Source organism: Stackebrandtia nassauensis DSM 44728 (genome assembly GCF_000024545.1).
GTDB lineage: Bacteria > Actinomycetota > Actinomycetes > Mycobacteriales > Micromonosporaceae > Stackebrandtia > Stackebrandtia nassauensis.
Map to the genome: position 1 here is coordinate 2,178,170 of NC_013947.1, position 16,476 is coordinate 2,194,645.

Sequence of the window (16,476 nt, forward strand, 5' to 3'; positions counted from 1 at the left end):
AACATGTTAAAGATCCGCGTGCTGCCCCTCGGGGCGGTACGCGGATCTTTGCCTGTTCGGTTGTTCGTGCCCCGTGTGTCAGCGGTTGGCGTGCACCACGACCGCCGGCGCGACCCAGTCGCGCAGTTCGGCGGGGACACAGTCGACGCAGTCCACGGTTATCCGGGACTCGCTGACCGAAGTCCACAAGGTAGCGGGTGAGTCGGGAACGGCGATCGTGTCGAGCGGCAACTGCGGTGCCTGCTCCAGGACGGCCGTCCGTCCGCCAGATGTGGGTTCGGCCTCTTCGGTGCTGTGTGACTGTGACATTTTTAGGTGATTCTCCTTCCGCAATATCCAACGCGTGAGTTACGCGGTTAGTTGCGGACCTGTGTGACTTTCCATCGAATGTATTGCGTCCGCGCTACCGCCGCATCCCCGTTTCGTGCCGCCGCATCCCACCTCCGGTCGATGTCCGGTCATCCAAACTTTGTGGACTGTCTCATGGTGTCACACGCGTCGACAAACGGAACGCGAATCACGCTATACCGTCGGTGCCGGTCACGCCCGGGTGTGTAATGCTCGAAGGGTGTCCACATCCCTGACCCTCGGCGGTCACGTCGTCGACCCGCCCGTGGTGCTCGCGCCCATGGCCGGGATCACGAACGTGGCCTTCAGACGGCTGTGCGCCGAACAGGGCGCCGGGATCTACACCTGCGAGATGGTCATGACCCGGGCGCTGCTGGAGCGCAACCCCAAGACCACCCGCATGATCGCCTTCGGTCCCGGCGAACGGCCCCGCAGCCTCCAGCTCTACGGCGTCGACCCGGTGACGGTCCGCAAGGCCGTGGAGATGATCGTCGACGAGGACCTCGCCGACCACATCGACATGAACTTCGGTTGCAGCGTCCCCAAGGTCACCCGCAAGGGTGGCGGCTCGGCCATCCCGTACAAGCGCAACCTCTTCGGCCAGATCGTGCGCTCGGCCGTCGAGGCGGCCGGGGACATCCCGGTCACCGTCAAGATGCGCAAGGGCATCGACGACGAACTGCTGACCTTCGTCGACGCCGGACGGGTGGCCCAGGACGCGGGCGCCGCCTGGGTGGCCCTGCACGCCCGCACCGCCGCGCAGCGCTACTCCGGCACCGCCGACTGGGACGCGATCACCGAACTCAAACGCGCCCTCGACATCCCGGTGCTGGGCAACGGCGACATCTGGGAGGCCACCGACGCGCTGCGGATGGTCGAGGAGACCGGCTGCGACGGGGTCGTCGTCGGCCGGGGCTGCCTGGGACGTCCGTGGCTGTTCGCCGACCTGGCCGCGGCCTTCGCGGGCTCGTCGCACCGGGTCATGCCCAGCCTCGGCGAGGTGGCCGCGATCATGCGCCGCCACGCCGCGCTGCTGGTCGACTGGTACTCCTCGGCCGGGGCACCGGTCGAGGAGGGCAAGAGCCTGCGGCCCGAGAAGCGCCGCAAGATCAGCGCCGAGGAGCACGGCGTCACCGACTTCCGCAAGCACGTCGCCTGGTACCTCAAGGGCTTCAGCGTCGGCGGCGAACTGCGCCGCAGCCTGGCCATGTCGTCGAGCCTCGACGAACTGGCGGAGCTGCTGTCGCACCTGGACGCCGACCAGCCGTTCCCCGCCGAGGTGCTGGGACGGCCGAGGGGCCGCACCAACTCACCGGCGAAGGTGCAGCTGCCCGAGGGCTGGCTCGACGACCCCGACGACGGCACCGTGCCCACCGAGGCGGACGTGGAGCACTCCGGCGGCTGAGGCGTCAGCGACGGCGTCCGGCGAATTCTGTCTCGGACATGATGGGACGCAACAACTTCAGCGATTGGCGCAACAGACCCGGCGCCTGGGCGAGTGGGATACGCAATCGCCGTGCCATGACCGGCAACGGCTCGCCGCAGAAAACGTGGCCGATGACGAGGTCGGCGGCGCCCGGAAGGTGCGCGAGGGTCCGCCGGACACCCGTCACCAGATCGGCGTGGGTGACTGCTGATTTCCTGACATCGGTGCCGCGATGACCATGGCTGAGGCTCATCTGGAATTTCCTTAGCTAAGACGCGTGAGCGTCCGGTTGTCGCTTTGGCCAACGAGGTGTTCACGCTACGGAATCGGCCCGCGACCCAAGTAGGGCAATAGGTCTCTACGCACTGTGACTGGACGGGCAGGAGCGCGTCATGGGCAATTTGTCATGTTGAAGGCCCGACAAGCATCTCTACCGGTCACAGGCTCGCGATCGTAGGTTCGAGGGGTGTCCGAACGAACAAGCAAAGTGGAGAAGAACGTGATGAACACCGAGACCGTCACCGCGACGCCCGTGCCCGCCAACCGCCGTCGTGTGTGGATCCTGAGCATCGTGGCGGCGGTGTCGCTGCCGACGGCCCTGTGGACGATCGTCGACCCGCTGGCAGGCCACGAACTGGTCGCCGCCAGCGGCGGCCAGACCATGCACGTCACGCTGCCGTGGGTCATCGCCGGTGCGATGGCGCCCGGCATGATCGGCCTGGGCCTGTCGATGGTGCTGCGGCGACTGACGAAGCACTCGCGGATCGTGTGGCTGATCGTCTCGATCCTCGCGCTGGCGGGGTCGCTGGGCAGCCCGCTGGGCGGCACCACCACGACCACGGTGCTGGTGCTGATGACCATGCACCTGATGGTGGGCGCCGCGATCATCCCCGGCGGCCTGAAGCTGACCACCCGATGAGCTGGCAGTCCAACCGCAAGCGGCGGCTGTTGGCCGACCTGGCCGGAACCGTGCTGGAGATCGGGGCCGGACGGGGCGCCAACTTCGGTTACCTGCCGTCCGGTGTCCGATGGCTGGGCCTGGAACCGCACCGCCGCCGCCGGGCCAGCCTCATCGCGGCCGCCAGCCGCCATGGCCGTGGGGCCGAGGTGCTGGCGGCCCCGGCCGAGGCGATCCCGTTGCCGGACGCGTCCTGCGACGCGGTGGTGTCGACGATCGTGCTGTGCTCGGTGCGCGACCAGGACGCCGCGCTGGCCGAGGTGCGGCGGGTGCTGCGGCCGGGAGGTAGGTTCGTGTTCCTCGAACACGTGGCGGCCCCACGGGGCACCTGGACCCGGCGGCTGCAACGCTGCTGGGCCCCGGTGTCGCGCCGCGTCGACTCCGGCTGCGACCCGGCCCGCGACACCGCGGCGGCCATCGAGCGCTCCGGCTTCGCGTGGCGGGAACTGGAGCTCTTCGAGCAGCCGTTCGCGTTCGGGCTGTCCGTCCCGTTCATCGCGGGCCGGGCCTTCACGGCGAGCTGATGGAGACGGACGTGACGACACGACAGCAGTGCCCGCCGCGGCGGCGCCGCTTCGCGGCGGCCTGTCCGCTGCCCGCGTGGGGCGGCTACGGGCCCGGACCGTTCGCCATTCTGATGTGGACGCCGGTGCTGTTGATCGATCCGGTGTTGTCGTTGCCGCGCAACGGCCCGCTGTGGCTGGCCGCGTCGGGACTGGCCGCGATCGCCGCCGTCAACGTCGCGGCCGTCATCGTCGCCTACCGGGACCGGCCCTGGGCCGGTCGGGCGGTGCTGGCGCTGCTGGCCGCCCAGACGCTGCTCACGCTGGCCACCACCTCCTGGTACGGCGCCCACTGGGGCGTGCTGTTCACGCTGCTGGGCCTGGCCTACGGGGCGGTGGCTCCGCCGGGGTGGGCGCCGTTGGCCGTCCTGTGTCTCACCGCCGTCAGCGCGGTGGTGCCGTGGTGGCAGGGCGCGCCGTGGACCCAGGTGTGGGTGACGGCGCTGACCACGTTCCTGTGCGGCATGGCCACGTTCGGGTTCCACCGGCTGCTGACCGTCATCGCCGAACTGGACGCCACCCGGCAGCAGCTCGCCCTCGAAGCCGTCGACCGGGAGCGGTTGCGGTTCTCCCGCGACCTGCACGACCTGTTGGGCCACACGCTGTCGGTGATCGTCGTCAAGGCCGAGGCGATCCGCCGACTGCTGCCCGACGACACCGCCGCGGCCGCCGAACACGCGGGGGACATCGAGAACATCGGACGCGAGTCACTGGTCGAGGTGCGCCAGGCGGTGTCCGGCTACCGGGACACCGACCTGAGCCGCGAACTGGACCGGGCCAAGATCGCGCTGGACGCCGCCGGGATCAAGCTGCGGGCCGAGCCGCCCGCCGAACCACTGCCGTCCGAACTGGACACCCTGTTCGGCTGGGCGGTTCGCGAGGGGGTCACCAACGTGGTCCGCCACTCGGGGGCCGACAACTGCCGCATCGCGTTCGCGGACGAGGCGGCGACCGTCCGGCTCACCGTCACCGACGACGGCAGCGGTGGCGAGCCGTTGGAGGGCAGCGGCCTGCGGGGCCTGCGCGAACGGGCCGCGGCCGCCGACGGCGAGGTGACGGCCGCTCGCACGCGGCAAGGCTTCACGCTCACCGTCGAGGCCCCACACCGCTCCGCACCAGACGCGGGGCCAACAGATCTCCGTGCCCGGGCCGAACCCGGCTAAGCCCAGTAGCGCGGCGAGCAGCTCTCCGCGTCCGGCGACGCGGGTCTTGCGGTAGACCGACTTGAAGTGATCGTTGATGGTGTATGTGGACACATCCAGCCGACGGGCGATCTGCTTGGCCGTGAATCCCTTGAGGACTTTCGAAACGACGGCGGTTTCCCTTGGGGTGAGCCCATACCAGGCGGCGATGGCGGGCAACAGGGTCGCCGCCGTCGCGGGCTGAAGCGTCACCGCGACCTCGGCCCCGGAGGTTCCCAGCGTCTGGGCGACGAGACTGCACCAGCCGTTGGGCGTCGGGAGTCTACTGAGGGCACGTTCGGGAGCGTGCCGGGCGAGATAGCTGATGTTCCACAATAGACTGCCGAGGAGTGCGTCGTCGGCGGCGAAACAGGGGTTCAGCGTCCCCAGCCACTCCCGTCCCGCGCGGGTGGCGGTCTTGACCATGTCGTCCTCCCCGATGACGACCACGCCGACCGGCCGGGGACGACTGGGGGGCTTCAACTCCCGGGCCGCCACGAACCGCCGCACGGTGGCGCCGAAGGTCTCGGCGAGCCGGTCGACGTCGGCCGCCTCGTCGGGGGAGAACGGCCTGCTTCCCCGCGCCCGCAACAGGATCAGCCCACCCCATGAGATCCCGCTGTTGGTGAGCCGGATCCGCATCTCGCTGCCGATACCCGCGCTGGTGATCTCCCGCAACCGGACCCGCTGCCGAGGTTCGGGCAAACCCGCGGTCAGCACCGACACCCGGCCGGGATCGGTGAACGAACTGGCGAACGGATACGACACCCCGTCCAGGGCGTCGGCTCGTTCCAGCCGACGCATGGCCGTCATGTGATAGCCGTGACGGATCGAGCAGAAACACCCCGCCCCCGTCACGGGATCGAACCCAGTCAGTATGTAGCCATCATGTGGTGCCGCCACCCGAACCCGTTCCGAGATCAGTTCCCCAAGATCGTTCACGGTGACGGCGTCGTGGACTGCTGACAGAAAACCTTTAGGCCCCACCGCCGTGGTCATGTTCACAGTATGGCCACGCCCGATAGCGCACAGCAAGCCAATAACCCCTGACCTACCCCTAAGTTTCGGGATTGTAGCCGGGGCGCAGGCAATACAGACTTGCCTGGTGTCTCCGGCAAGCACAACGGAAACAGCCACGGCGATCATCACGCGCCACACACTCAGGGGAAAACTCAGTGGGGTCAAAGAAATCCGAAAAGTCCAACGTGGCCTCGGCCGCTCATGAAACCGGTGCCGCGTCCTCCGGCGGCGGCGGCACGCCGACTCCTCCGGTGCTGGAAAGCGCCACCCGCGAAATCGCCAAGGCGACGCTGGTGCCCATCCAGGAGAAGTCCGACGAGCCCGGCCGGGCACCCGTGAAGTTCGGCTTCCTGCGGCAGCTCGGCCTGAGTGCCGCCGAGGCCGACACGCTTCGCGACACCCGCCCGGATCTCGACGAACCGGCGCTGGACCACGCGGTGCGACTCGGCACCGAATCGCGAGGCCGGGCCGCCGAGCCGAAGCCGAGTGACCTCGCCGCGCTGTCGGTGTCCGCGTTGCGATCGCTTGGCGAGGCGACCATGGGCCTGCGGCGCGAACGCGCCGAATCCGCCGCGACCGGCGCGGTGGAGACCGCGAACGACGCGTGGGGTCGGGCCGCCACCGCGACCCAGGCCCTCGCCCTCAACACCGCGCAGGGCCCGCTGGGCATGCTCAACCTGGAGCGACTGGAGATGGCACCGGCCGGGATCGAACGCGGCGAACTCATCGCCACGGTTCCGTTGGCGCCGTTGGAGGAGACCGCTGTCGTTCAGAAGGAATGGTCGGTCCAGAGCAAGGAGTTCACCTCCATCGTGACCGATTCGCTGGAGGAGTACAGCGAAACCGGCGTCACCGACAACACCGAACTCGCGCAGTCGACGAGCTCGCAGACACAACACCAGAATCAGTTCAACGTCACCGGTACCGTCTCCGGCGGCATCCCGGTGATCTCGGGCTCCGCGTCCAGCGGCTTCACCATGCAGGACCAGAGCTCGCAGTCGGCCACCGACAGCCGCAAACACGCCAAGACCTTGACACAGAAAGCTTCCACTCGCTCGCAACAGGAGCACAAGGTCACCATCTCGACGTCCACGGTGACAGGTTCCGAGGTCGCCACGACCCGCAAGGTGCGCAACCCCTACGACGACCGTCCGATTCGGATCGACTACTTCAGCATGATGCGCAAGTGGCGGGTCCGGCTGTACCGCTACGGCCTGCGCCTGACCTACGACATCACGGTGCCGGAACCGGGAGCGACGCTGCGCAAGACCTTCCGGGACCTGAAACTGCTGCGCGCGCAGCTGAAGCCGTTCGAGTTCCCCGTCAAACGCGCGGACATCACCGAGTTCACCTATCTGGACCTGGCGGACCAGTACGACGCCCCGGTTCCGGACTATCCGGACGAGGGCCCGACGGTGGTGGCCAACGACCCGATTCCTGGTCTGGGAGAGGGCAACCGGGGCTTCCGGATGCCGATGCAGATCCCGGACGGCTACGAGATCGAGACGGTCACGATGGCCGGTCGCGTGACCGGGATCAAGGGCAAGGGCTTCGTCATCGGCATCGTCGGATCGGACTTCCACCGGGAGGGGGAGCAGGACAAGCAATACGATCCCTTCGTGGTGAAGGACCGCTCCGGCGGCATCTTCCTGAAGGGCCAGCGCGGCGGCCAGAGCATCACCATGTACTTCGCCGACGCCGTGACGGCCACACTGGAGTTCCGGGCCAAGACGAAACTCACCGACGACGCGGAGGAACGCTGGCGCACCGACGTGTGGGACGCCCTGTTCAACGCCGCCCAGACCCGCTACTACGCGCAGCAGCAGGACATCGCCGCGCAGATCGACGCTCTGGAGAACCAGCTCGCCAGTGTCGACACCCTGACGCTGCGCCGCGAGGAGAGCGACGAGCTCATGAAGGCGGTGATCCGCTTCATCGCCGGACAGAAGTACCAGTACATGTCCGACAAGGCCGGAACCGCGTTCTACAACGCCAGTGTGGACAACGAGGGATACGCTCAGGCGCAGTACGGCATCGGGTTCGTCGCCAACAATCTCAAGGAGAAACTCACCGAAGCCGAGTTCAAGGACGTTGTGGACCACGAGAACACGGTTCGCTTCATCAACCAGGCCATCGAATGGGAGAACGTCGTCAGCCTGCTGTACTCGTACTTCTGGGACACTCCGGACAGCTGGGACTTCGTCCGTCAGATCCAGCATCCGGACTCCACCCGGCAGGCGTTCCTGCGCGCGGGCAGCGCCCGCGTCATCCTGACCGTCCGCAAGGGATTCGAGGAGCAGTGGCTGCGGTTCGCCCAGAGCGGCTTCACCGACCCGAACCACAAGCCGGATGACTACTACCTGAACATCGCCCGCGAGATCGCCGCCTACGACAGCCGCAACTATCCCGGGATTCCGCCCGCGAATCCGGACCGCACCTCGGTGCGGTTGCAGGAGGCGGCGTACGCGGCGTCCAATATGGCGGTCGGCCCCAGTCCCGGTCCGGTGGTCATCAAGGTCGACTCCACGGCCGGATTCGTCGCCGGGGACGACGTCGTGATCGACTCGGTCGACAATCTCAACGCGAAGGGCGAGGCGATCCAGGAGGCGCAGAAACTCCTGTCGGTCAACGGGCCCAACCAGCTGACGGTCGCGAAACTCGTCCACGCCCACGACGGCACCAAGACCCCGTTCGGCGTCCTGCAACCGGGGGCCAAGGGCGCGATGATCGCCGAATGGTCGGAGTACACGCCGACCTCGGGCACCGACATCGCGGTGAGCTCGAACCTCGGCGGTATCGCGTAATGGCCGAGGAGCCGAAGGACTACCGGCGGTGGTTCGACACCGGAGACGGGATGCGTCCCGTCACCGCGAACAACCGGGCGTCGTTCTTCATCACCGGCGAACCGTTCTTCCGGGATCTCGGCGAGCGGTTGGTGAACGAGGCGGGCAAGGACGCCGTCGCGTACTTCCTCGGCTGGGCCTTCGACAACCCGGTGCTGCGCCCCGGCCGGAACCGGACCACCGTGCGGCAGATTCTGTCGCATTTCGACAGCCAGGGTGGTCTGGTGCGGTCCATGCTGTGGGACAACACGCTCAGGGGTAATCCGGGCACGACGGAGACGACGAAGTTCATCGCGGGGCTCTCCCATGGTGCGGCGATTCTCGACCGGCGGACTCCGCTGGCCGGAAGCCACCACCAGAAGGTGCAGATCGTCGTCTCCGGGCCGCGGGCCAAGGTACCCGGACAGGTGGTCGGCTACTGCGGCGGCATGGACGTCTACCACGACCGGATCGGCTCGAACGCCCTGCACGACGTGCAGTGCAAGGTATTGGGCGACGCCGGGAACGAACTGATCCAGGTGTTCACCGACCGCTGGTACGACCACCCGCAAGGGGGAAGCGTCCCACTGCCCCCGATCCGACCCCAGGACCCCAAGACCGGCACCGACCTGGTCCAGGTCTGCTGCACCTACCCGAGGTTCGAGAATCCGCCGCAGTATCGGTTCTTGCTGCAACGCTTCGGCAAGGTGCTCGACTACGTGCTCGCGGCAGCCAAGAAATCACCTCCCGGTGACATGAGCGACGGCGGCGAAGTGCGCTTCTACGACTTCTACGATCCCGAAAAGGGGGTGCAGCAGATAGGCCGCGCGGTGGCAAAGGCGATCAAAGAGGCCAAGCAGTACATCTACCTCGAAGACCAGTACCTGGTGCACGCGTGGATCGGCAAAGCATTGGCGGCGAAACTCGCCAGCGCCGACGAGAACTTCCGGATCGTGATCCTGGTTCCGCACCCGAATACCGCCGACATCGAGCAGGTCTGGCGACGTCGACGCGACGTCCTCAAACCGCTGCTGGTGGCCGATCCGCTCCAGAAACGCTGGCAGGTCCTCGTCCGCCGCACCGATCGTCCATTCTCCTACGTCCATTCCAAGACCTGGATCTTCGACGACGAACTGGTGATCACCGGCTCCGCCAACGCCGACCGTCGCGGCTACACCTACAACTCCGAGACCAACGTGGTCGTCGCCGGAGACCTCACCGGCGACCGCCGTTCGTCATTCGGCGCCAAGACGGTGGCCCAGGAACTGCGATGCCGCCTGTTCGCCAAACACCTCGGCGAAACCCCACGGCACTACCTGGACCCCCGACGGGCGCTGGCGCGCTGGTCCGTGCCATTCCATCAGTTCACCGGGCCACGCGGTCGCACCAATGTTGCCGTGTTCAACCAGTACGAGAAGGCGGACCGACCCGACGCCCTGGCCAAGGATTTGCGGGAGATAGCCGCGAAAGGGGACGCGGCGGGTAAGAAGGCCGCCGAGGTGTTGACATTCATCGAGTCGCAAGGCACCAGCCTCGAGAACTGGCTGTGGGACAACCTCGAAGATCCCGACGCGAAGGTTCCGAACCCGTGACAGCACCGGCCGGGCACGCCGCTGGGCGGGCCCGGCCGGTGGGCACGCTCGACCGCGCGCCCGCCCCCGGGGACGGCGAGTCCCCTCGGCCGATCCGCGACAGCGAGCCCCTGCCCCAGCCCCCGCGAACGTAGGCTGACCACGTGTCCGACGACAACGCGCCCGATCCGCAGCGCAAGGTCACCGTGCTCATCGCCGAGGACCAGGCGATGATGCGCGGCGCCCTGACCGTACTGCTCAACCTCGAACCCGACATCGAGGTCATCGCCGAGGTCGCCGAAGGCGACCGGATCCTCCCCGAGGCCGAGCGCGTCCGCCCCGACGTCGCGCTACTGGACATCGAGCTGCCCGGCATGAGTGGCATCGACGCGTGCGCGCTGTTGCGCCAGCGACTGCCCGACTGCCGGGTCATCATCGTGACCACCTTTGGCCGCCCCGGTTACCTGCGCCGCGCCCTGGACGCCGGGGCCAGCGGTTTTCTGGTGAAGGACGGCCCGGTGGACGGCCTGGCCCGCGCCATCCGGTCGGTCGTCAATGGACAGACCGTGATCGATCCGGACCTGGCGGCGGGGGCGATCCGGGCCGGGGAGTCGCCCCTGACCGATCGGGAGCGGGAGGTGCTGGCCGCCGCCGAGGACGGCGCGAGGGCCACCGACATCGCGAAGCGGCTGCACCTGTCCGACAGCACCGTCCGCAACTACCTGTCCTCGGCGATCTCCAAGACGGGTACCCGCAACCGCATCGAAGCGGTGAAGAAGGCCCGCGAGCTGGGCTGGCTGTAGCCACGATAAATCGATTGCCGGGCCCGGCGGGCCCGCGTATCCTCGCGCCAACCAGTGGAACCACCGAGTGAGGGAGACCGAGATGCGGCGACAGATGAGCGACACCCTCGGCCATCTGTTCCCGACCTCCAGGACCACTTCACTCAATGAGCTCACTGAACCTGGGCATCATCGCCCACGTCGACGCCGGAAAGACCAGTCTGACTGAACGGCTGCTGTTCAACGCGGGGGTCATCGCCGCCGCCGGTAGTGTCGACAAAGGAAACACCCAGACCGACACCAACGAACTGGAACGACGACGCGGCATCACGATCCAGTCCGCGGTCGTCACCTTCCCGCTGCCCGGACTGACGGTCAACCTGATCGACACTCCCGGGCACTCCGACTTCATCGCCGAGGTGGAGCGTGCGCTGCGGGTCCTGGACGGCGTGGTCCTGGTCGTGTCGGCCGTCGAGGGCGTGCAGGCCCAGACCCGGACGCTCATGCGCACGATCGCGGCGCTCGGCATCCCGACGCTGATCTTCGTCAACAAGATCGACCGGGTCGGGGCAGGCGACGCCGGGCTGCTCGCCGAGATCTCCGGGCAGCTGGGCGTGCGGGTGCTGGCGATGTCTACTGTGACCGACCTCGGGTCGCGGGCCGCCATCGCTCATGCCCGGGACCTGGCCGATGTCGACTTCGCCGCCGAGGCCGCCGAGGTGCTGGCCGACGGGGACGACGATTTCCTCGCGGCGTGGCTGGCGGCGGATACGAAGCTGGACGCCGAGACCGTCGAGACCGAGCTGCGCGAACAGGTCCGGCGGCGACTGGTGTGTCCGGTCTACTTCGGATCGGCGGTGACCGGGACGGGTGTGGAGGCGTTGGCCGAGGGCATCCGCGGCTACCTGCCCGCGGTCGATCCCGTGGACGGCGAACCGCACGGACAGGTGTTCAAGGTGGAGCGTGGCGCGGGCGGCGAGAAGATCGCGTACGTGCGCATGCGGTCGGGCGTGCTGCGGGCCCGCACTCGGCAGCCCGTCCACCGGCCGCACGCGTCCGACGATGCGGACGCACCGACGCAGAAGCTCACCGCGGTGCGGGTTTTCGACCGGGGTAACCGCACCAGCCCCGGCGAGGCGGGCAGCGGCAGTATCGCGAAGGTGTGGGGCCTCACCGACGTCCGCATCGGCGACACGATCGGGACCCCGGACCACCGTCCACTGCCGAGCCTGTTCGCGCGGCCGACGCTGGAGACCGTCGTGGTCCCGGTGGCCGCGCGGGATCGGCTGGCGTTGCAGTCGGCGCTGCGTGACCTGGCCGAGCGGGATCCGTTGGTGGAGCCGCATTTCGACGAGACCGGCCGCGACATCACGATCAACCTGTACGGCGAGGTGCAGAAGGAGGTCATCGCCGCGACCCTCGCCGAGGAGTTCGGTGTCGCGGTGGACTTCGACGCGACCAGGACGCTCCACATCGAACGGGTCACCGGTGTCGGGGAGGCCGTGGAGGTCATGGGCCCCGACGCCGCCACTCATTTCTACGCGACCATCGGTCTGCGCGTCGAACCCGCCGAACCCGGCAGCGGCATCACCTATCGGCTGGAGGTCGAACGCGGGAGCCTGTTGTCGGCCATGCACAACGCCGTCGAGGAGCAGACGCGAGCGACCCTGGGCCAGGGTCTGTATGGCTGGCCGGTGCTCGACGCCGTGGTCACCATGACCGTCTCCGGTTACGCGCCGCCGGTGAGCACTCCGAGCGAGTTCCGCAAGCTGACGCCGATCGTGCTGATGCGGGCCCTGGCCGAGGCGGGCACCGTGGTGTGCGAACCGGTCGAGCGGTTCGAGCTGGACGTTCCCGAGGACGTGGTGGCCGGGGTGCTGACGGCGCTGGCCAAGGCGGGAGCCGCTGTGGCCGAACAGATTCCGAAACCGTTCGGGTACCGGCTGGTCGGGACGCTGCCCACGGCGGCGGTGCGGGAGCTGGAGCTGCGGTTGCCGGAGCTGACTCACGGCCGGGGCGTGTTCGCCTCCACTCTCGACGGATATCGGCCGGTGACCGGGAACCCGCCGACCCGGGAGCGCGTGGACGGCGATCCCTTGGACGTCCACGGCTACCTGCGGTACCTCAACAACCGCTGATGACAGCTGGAGCTGCCGAGCCGTGGTACCGGCCCGGCTCGGCGGCTCACGGCTTCGCCGTGGCCGCGAAGGCCCACAGCACGTGCGCGGTGGCGTCGGCATTGTGGTTGAGCGCGTCGGTGTCGATGTTGTCGGGATACTCGTCGCAGGCAGCGTGGTAGCAGGGGTCGAACACCTCGCCAGCCTCGCCGTCCCAGCGTTTGGCCTGCGCGGAGGTCATCTCGACCTCGTCGCCGGTGTTAACGTACACCGTGGACACGTCATCGTCGGCGAAGGGTTGGTCGTCGGAGCAGTCGCAGTTGGCTTCGGCCGCCTCGGCTTTGACTCCCACCGAGTCCAGGTAGTCGGCGTACGCCTTGCCGTACTTGGTGTCCATATGGGTCACGAAGTAGCCGGTGTTGGTCGAGGCCACCATGTCCAGGTTGTAGTACACCGCCAGATCCGTGGTGTAAGTGTTGTCCACATAGTAGGCGGAGCCGATCATGCCCGCCTCCTCCTCGGCCCACCACGCGAACCGCACCGGCGCCGACATGTCCGGATCGGTGTCGGCGAGCCGCAGCGCCACCTCCAGCAGCACCGCCGACCCCGAACCGTTGTCGTTGATGCCGGGGCCCTCCGCGACGCTGTCCAGGTGCGCGCCGAACATGACCGTGTCGCCCTTGGCTTTTGATCCCCACTCGGCGATGACGTTGACGTCCTCCGGGTCGGTGCAGTCCTCGCACGCCTGCCGTTCGACGTCGAACCCCGCCTCCTCCAACTCGGTGGCGAGGTACTCGGCCGATTCCGCGTACCCGGAGGTACCCGCCGCGCGGTTGCCGTCGTTGTATTCGGCGATGTCGTCGAACCGCTCAAGGTGCTCGGCGACCCGCTTCACGTCGATGTCGGGCGGCCCCTCGGGCCTCGGCTCGGCCGTGGAACACGCGGCGACGAACCCGACGGCGAGTACGGCGACGAGCGGGAAGCGGGAGGCTCTCATCCGACGAGATCCTACCGCCGCCGTGAGCCGTGCGGGATCGGCTGGCAGCCACCGATCCCGCACGGAGTCTCAACGCAGCCTGCGGATCTCGCCGTAGGAGCGGTAGAAGCCACCGCGTTCGGATGCCCGCAGCCCGTCGACCACGTAGCGGGCGCCGGGCTGGCGGATGTCCTTGGGGAACTGGACGTTCCAGCTGGCCTCGAAACCGTCGCTGACGGCACGCACCCGCAGCTTCGCACCGTCCCGGAAGCACTCGACGATCACGCCGTCGCCGTCGTAGGTGACCGTCTCCAGCTCGACGCTGGGCGCGACGGCCGCGAGGGTCGGCGGCGCCTTCACGGTGGTGGCGGTGGGCAGCTGGCCCGCCTGCGCGGCCTCGATCGCGGCCGGGCTGGCGTCCAGACAGGCCAGTGCGCCGCTGGTGGTGACGATGTACAGCCGGTCACCGTGGAACTGCATCGAGAACGCCGAACCGCAGCCGGTACCCAGCTTCCACAGCCGTTCGCCGTTCTCGTCGAAGCAGTAGATGGACGATTCGTCGTCCCCGGCGAACACGAACCGGCCCTGCGGCGAGGTGGCGCAGGAGTACACGGCGCTGTCGCAGCGGTAGCGGGCCTCGACCGCTCCGTCCGCTTTGGCCAGCCGGTACACCTCGCCACGACCGGTTCCGGCGTAGACGCTGTCGCGTTCCTGCCATCCGAACAGGACGTTGCCGTTGACGTTGGACTCCCAGCGCGGGGTGCCGTCGCCGGTGTCGTAGCGGGCCACCCCGCGGGAGTGGCCGTGGTAGACGGCGTCGGCGTCGCAGCGCACCATCCAGGCGTCGTTGCCGGTGACGTCGCGGGCCCACTGGAACTCGTCCTCGTGGTCGATGGCGGTGATGCGGCCGTTGCGGTCGGACACGCCCAGCGTCGCGTCGTCCACGTCCAGCCAGAAGATGTCCACATCGGCGGAGATCTCGTAGGCGACCCGGGGAATCTTGCCGGACAGGTCGTACACCCGGCCGTCGTCACAGCCGGCGTACAGCCAGAAGTCGTCGGCGACAAGGCATTTCACGCCGTCGGGCAGGCTGAAGTGGCCGACGACCTCGCCGGAGTGCGTCACCTTGAAGATGTCGCCGCGCTGGTTGCCGACCATGCAGCGGTCGTCGTCGACGTAGATGCCGAAGGCGGCGGCTCCACTGTCGAACCGCCACAGCACCGGCGCCTGCTTGGCGGTGGAACGGGACGACACGATGGTGCGGCGGCTGACCGGCCGCGCCTGCCGCACACCGCGCTGCGCGGGGGCGTAACCCTTGCGCAGCTTCTCGTTGAGCTTCTTCTCGGCGGCGGCCCTGGCCTTCTCCAGGGTGGGGAAGGTGGAGACCCGTTCCTGTCCGGCGGTGCCGATGCGTCCATAGGAGATGGTCACCGTGGTGCCGGAGATCGTCACCTCGTAGTACTTGTGGGCGGTGCCGTTGTCCTCGGACAGCTCAAGGTAGGTGTGTTCTTCGGTCACGGAGTTCCAGCCTTCCGTCGTTCCTGGGGGATACCGAAAGTTTATGGCTGACCTGTGACAAAACCGCTAGTGTCGGACCGTCGAACGGGAGGCGGGAAGATGCGAATGTCCAGGCGGGACGGACTGCGCGCGGCGATGGCGGCCGCGGCGGGTGGCGCGTTGAGCGGCTGCGGAGGCGACGACGGCGGTCCCACCGAGAAGTGGCGCATGCCCGACGAGGCCCACCCGCACGAGCTGACCTACATGTCCTGGCCCACCGAGAAGATCTGGGGGCCGTACATCGACGACGTGCGCGACGACATCGCGGGCATCGCCCGGGCGATCGCCGAGTTCGAGCCGGTGGTGTTGCTGGCCAACGCATCGGACGTCAAAGCCGCGAGCAAGGCCTGCGGATCCGAAGTGGATGTCATTCCGATCCCGGTCGACGACCTGTGGACCCGCGACACCGGACCGAACCTCGTCCTCGGTAAGGGGGGCATCGCCGGGGTGGACCTCAACTTCAACGGCTGGGGCGACAAACAGTCCAACAAACGGGACCGCGAGGTCGCCCGCGAGATCCTCGCCGAGGCCGACATCGAACGGATCAAGGCGCCGATCGTCGGCGAGGGCGGCTCCATAGAGGTCGACGGCAAGGGCACCCTGCTGGCCACCGAGAGCTCACTGGTCAACGACAACCGCAACCCCGGCAAGTCCCGCGACGACATCGAGGCGGCGCTGAAGCGGCTGTTCGGTGTCACCACGGTGATCTGGGTGAAGGGCGTCAAGGGCGAGGACATCACCGACTACCACATCGACGCGCTGGCGCGGTTCAGCGAACCCGGGGTCGTCGTCATGAGCGTTCCCGACGAGGAGGCTCCCGAGGACGTGTGGACCCGCGCCTACGACCAGGCTCGCGCGGTGCTGGACGAGGCCGTCGACGCGCGGGGGAAGCGGCTGGAGATCGTCGAGCTGCCCGAACCGTTCGACATCGGTGACCGGGGCGAGAACTTCCTGGCCAGCTACGTCAACTACTACGTGGTCAACGACGGCGTCGTGATTCCCCGCTTCGGTGACAAGCGTGCCGACGCCGACGCCAAGTCCATCGTGGCCGATCTGTATCCGGGCCGTGAGGTCGTGCAGGTGTCCGTCGACGGCCTCGGCGAGGGCGGCGGCGGTATCCACTGTGCCACCCAGCAGCTGCCGAAGTCGGCGTAG

The 16,476-nt window shown here is 68.1% G+C and carries 14 protein-coding genes and 1 pseudogene; 10 read left to right on the top strand and 5 right to left on the bottom strand.

Annotation, left to right across the window (positions count from 1 at the left end):
• Window positions 1-78 precede the first annotated feature (78 nt).
• On the bottom strand, window positions 79-309 hold the full coding sequence (locus SNAS_RS10155; RefSeq protein WP_013017324.1) for a hypothetical protein: 231 nt from the start codon (window positions 307-309) through the stop codon (window positions 79-81).
• A gap of 319 nt (window positions 310-628) precedes the next feature.
• On the opposite strand from SNAS_RS10155, the gene dusB reads away from it, so the two are divergent.
• Window positions 629-1,753 carry a tRNA dihydrouridine synthase DusB gene (gene dusB / locus SNAS_RS10160; RefSeq protein ID WP_211207437.1) on the top strand — a complete coding sequence of 375 codons (1,125 nt, stop codon included), beginning with the start codon at window positions 629-631 and terminating at the stop codon, window positions 1,751-1,753.
• Window positions 1,754-1,757: 4 nt separating this feature from the next.
• On the opposite strand, the gene SNAS_RS10165 is transcribed toward dusB, so the two are convergent.
• Window positions 1,758-2,027: a hypothetical protein gene (locus SNAS_RS10165; protein WP_013017326.1), complete on the bottom strand. Its 270-nt coding sequence runs from the start codon at window positions 2,025-2,027 to the stop codon at window positions 1,758-1,760.
• Window positions 2,028-2,240: 213 nt separating this feature from the next.
• On the opposite strand from SNAS_RS10165, the gene SNAS_RS10170 reads away from it, so the two are divergent.
• From SNAS_RS10170 to SNAS_RS10180, 3 genes are read left to right on the top strand one after another with little or no spacing between them, the layout of a single operon-like run.
• Window positions 2,241-2,693, top strand: coding sequence for a DUF6069 family protein (locus SNAS_RS10170; protein ID WP_144300451.1), 453 nt, complete (start codon window positions 2,241-2,243; stop codon window positions 2,691-2,693).
• On the top strand, window positions 2,690-3,256 hold the full coding sequence (locus tag SNAS_RS10175; RefSeq protein WP_013017328.1) for a class I SAM-dependent methyltransferase: 567 nt from the start codon (window positions 2,690-2,692) through the stop codon (window positions 3,254-3,256). Before SNAS_RS10170 ends, SNAS_RS10175 begins: the two co-directional genes overlap by 4 nt.
• 11 nt (window positions 3,257-3,267) lie before the next feature.
• Window positions 3,268-4,458: a sensor histidine kinase gene (locus SNAS_RS10180; protein WP_052304966.1), complete on the top strand. Its 1,191-nt coding sequence runs from the start codon at window positions 3,268-3,270 to the stop codon at window positions 4,456-4,458.
• 30 nt (window positions 4,459-4,488) lie between these two features.
• Here SNAS_RS10180 and SNAS_RS37560 read toward each other — a convergent pair.
• Window positions 4,489-4,902 (bottom strand): annotated as a pseudogene (locus SNAS_RS37560) (helix-turn-helix transcriptional regulator); the annotation flags it as partial.
• Window positions 4,903-4,915: 13 nt separating this feature from the next.
• Between SNAS_RS37560 and SNAS_RS35710 the strand changes: the two are divergent.
• The 5 genes from SNAS_RS35710 (at window position 4,916) to SNAS_RS10205 (ending at window position 12,809) form a co-directional block, all read left to right on the top strand.
• Window positions 4,916-5,293: a hypothetical protein gene (locus tag SNAS_RS35710; protein WP_041624735.1), complete on the top strand. Its 378-nt coding sequence runs from the start codon at window positions 4,916-4,918 to the stop codon at window positions 5,291-5,293.
• A 358-nt stretch (window positions 5,294-5,651) separates the two neighbouring features.
• Window positions 5,652-8,300, top strand: coding sequence for a hypothetical protein (locus tag SNAS_RS10190; protein WP_013017331.1), 2,649 nt, complete (start codon window positions 5,652-5,654; stop codon window positions 8,298-8,300).
• On the top strand, window positions 8,300-9,910 hold the full coding sequence (locus SNAS_RS10195; protein WP_013017332.1) for a phospholipase D-like domain-containing protein: 1,611 nt from the start codon (window positions 8,300-8,302) through the stop codon (window positions 9,908-9,910). The genes SNAS_RS10190 and SNAS_RS10195 overlap by 1 nt, the downstream gene beginning before the upstream one ends.
• A 143-nt stretch (window positions 9,911-10,053) precedes the next feature.
• Complete coding sequence (locus SNAS_RS10200; RefSeq protein ID WP_013017333.1) at window positions 10,054-10,692, top strand: response regulator transcription factor; 639 nt, start codon at window positions 10,054-10,056, stop codon at window positions 10,690-10,692.
• A gap of 146 nt (window positions 10,693-10,838) precedes the next feature.
• Complete coding sequence (locus tag SNAS_RS10205) at window positions 10,839-12,809, top strand: elongation factor G (RefSeq protein ID WP_013017334.1); 1,971 nt, start codon at window positions 10,839-10,841, stop codon at window positions 12,807-12,809.
• Between the two features lie 46 nt (window positions 12,810-12,855).
• Here the strand turns inward: SNAS_RS10205 and SNAS_RS10210 are convergent, their stop codons facing one another.
• Together SNAS_RS10210 and SNAS_RS10215 are read right to left on the bottom strand one after the other, a co-directional pair.
• The gene (locus SNAS_RS10210) at window positions 12,856-13,785 is read right to left on the bottom strand and encodes a M20/M25/M40 family metallo-hydrolase (protein WP_013017335.1); all 930 of its coding nucleotides are present in this window, start codon (window positions 13,783-13,785) and stop codon (window positions 12,856-12,858) included.
• A 69-nt stretch (window positions 13,786-13,854) separates the two neighbouring features.
• The gene (locus tag SNAS_RS10215) at window positions 13,855-15,282 is read right to left on the bottom strand and encodes a WGR domain-containing protein (protein WP_013017336.1); all 1,428 of its coding nucleotides are present in this window, start codon (window positions 15,280-15,282) and stop codon (window positions 13,855-13,857) included.
• A gap of 99 nt (window positions 15,283-15,381) precedes the next feature.
• Here SNAS_RS10215 and SNAS_RS10220 point away from each other — a divergent pair, with 99 nt between their 5' ends.
• Window positions 15,382-16,476, top strand: coding sequence for an agmatine deiminase family protein (locus tag SNAS_RS10220; RefSeq protein ID WP_013017337.1), 1,095 nt, complete (start codon window positions 15,382-15,384; stop codon window positions 16,474-16,476).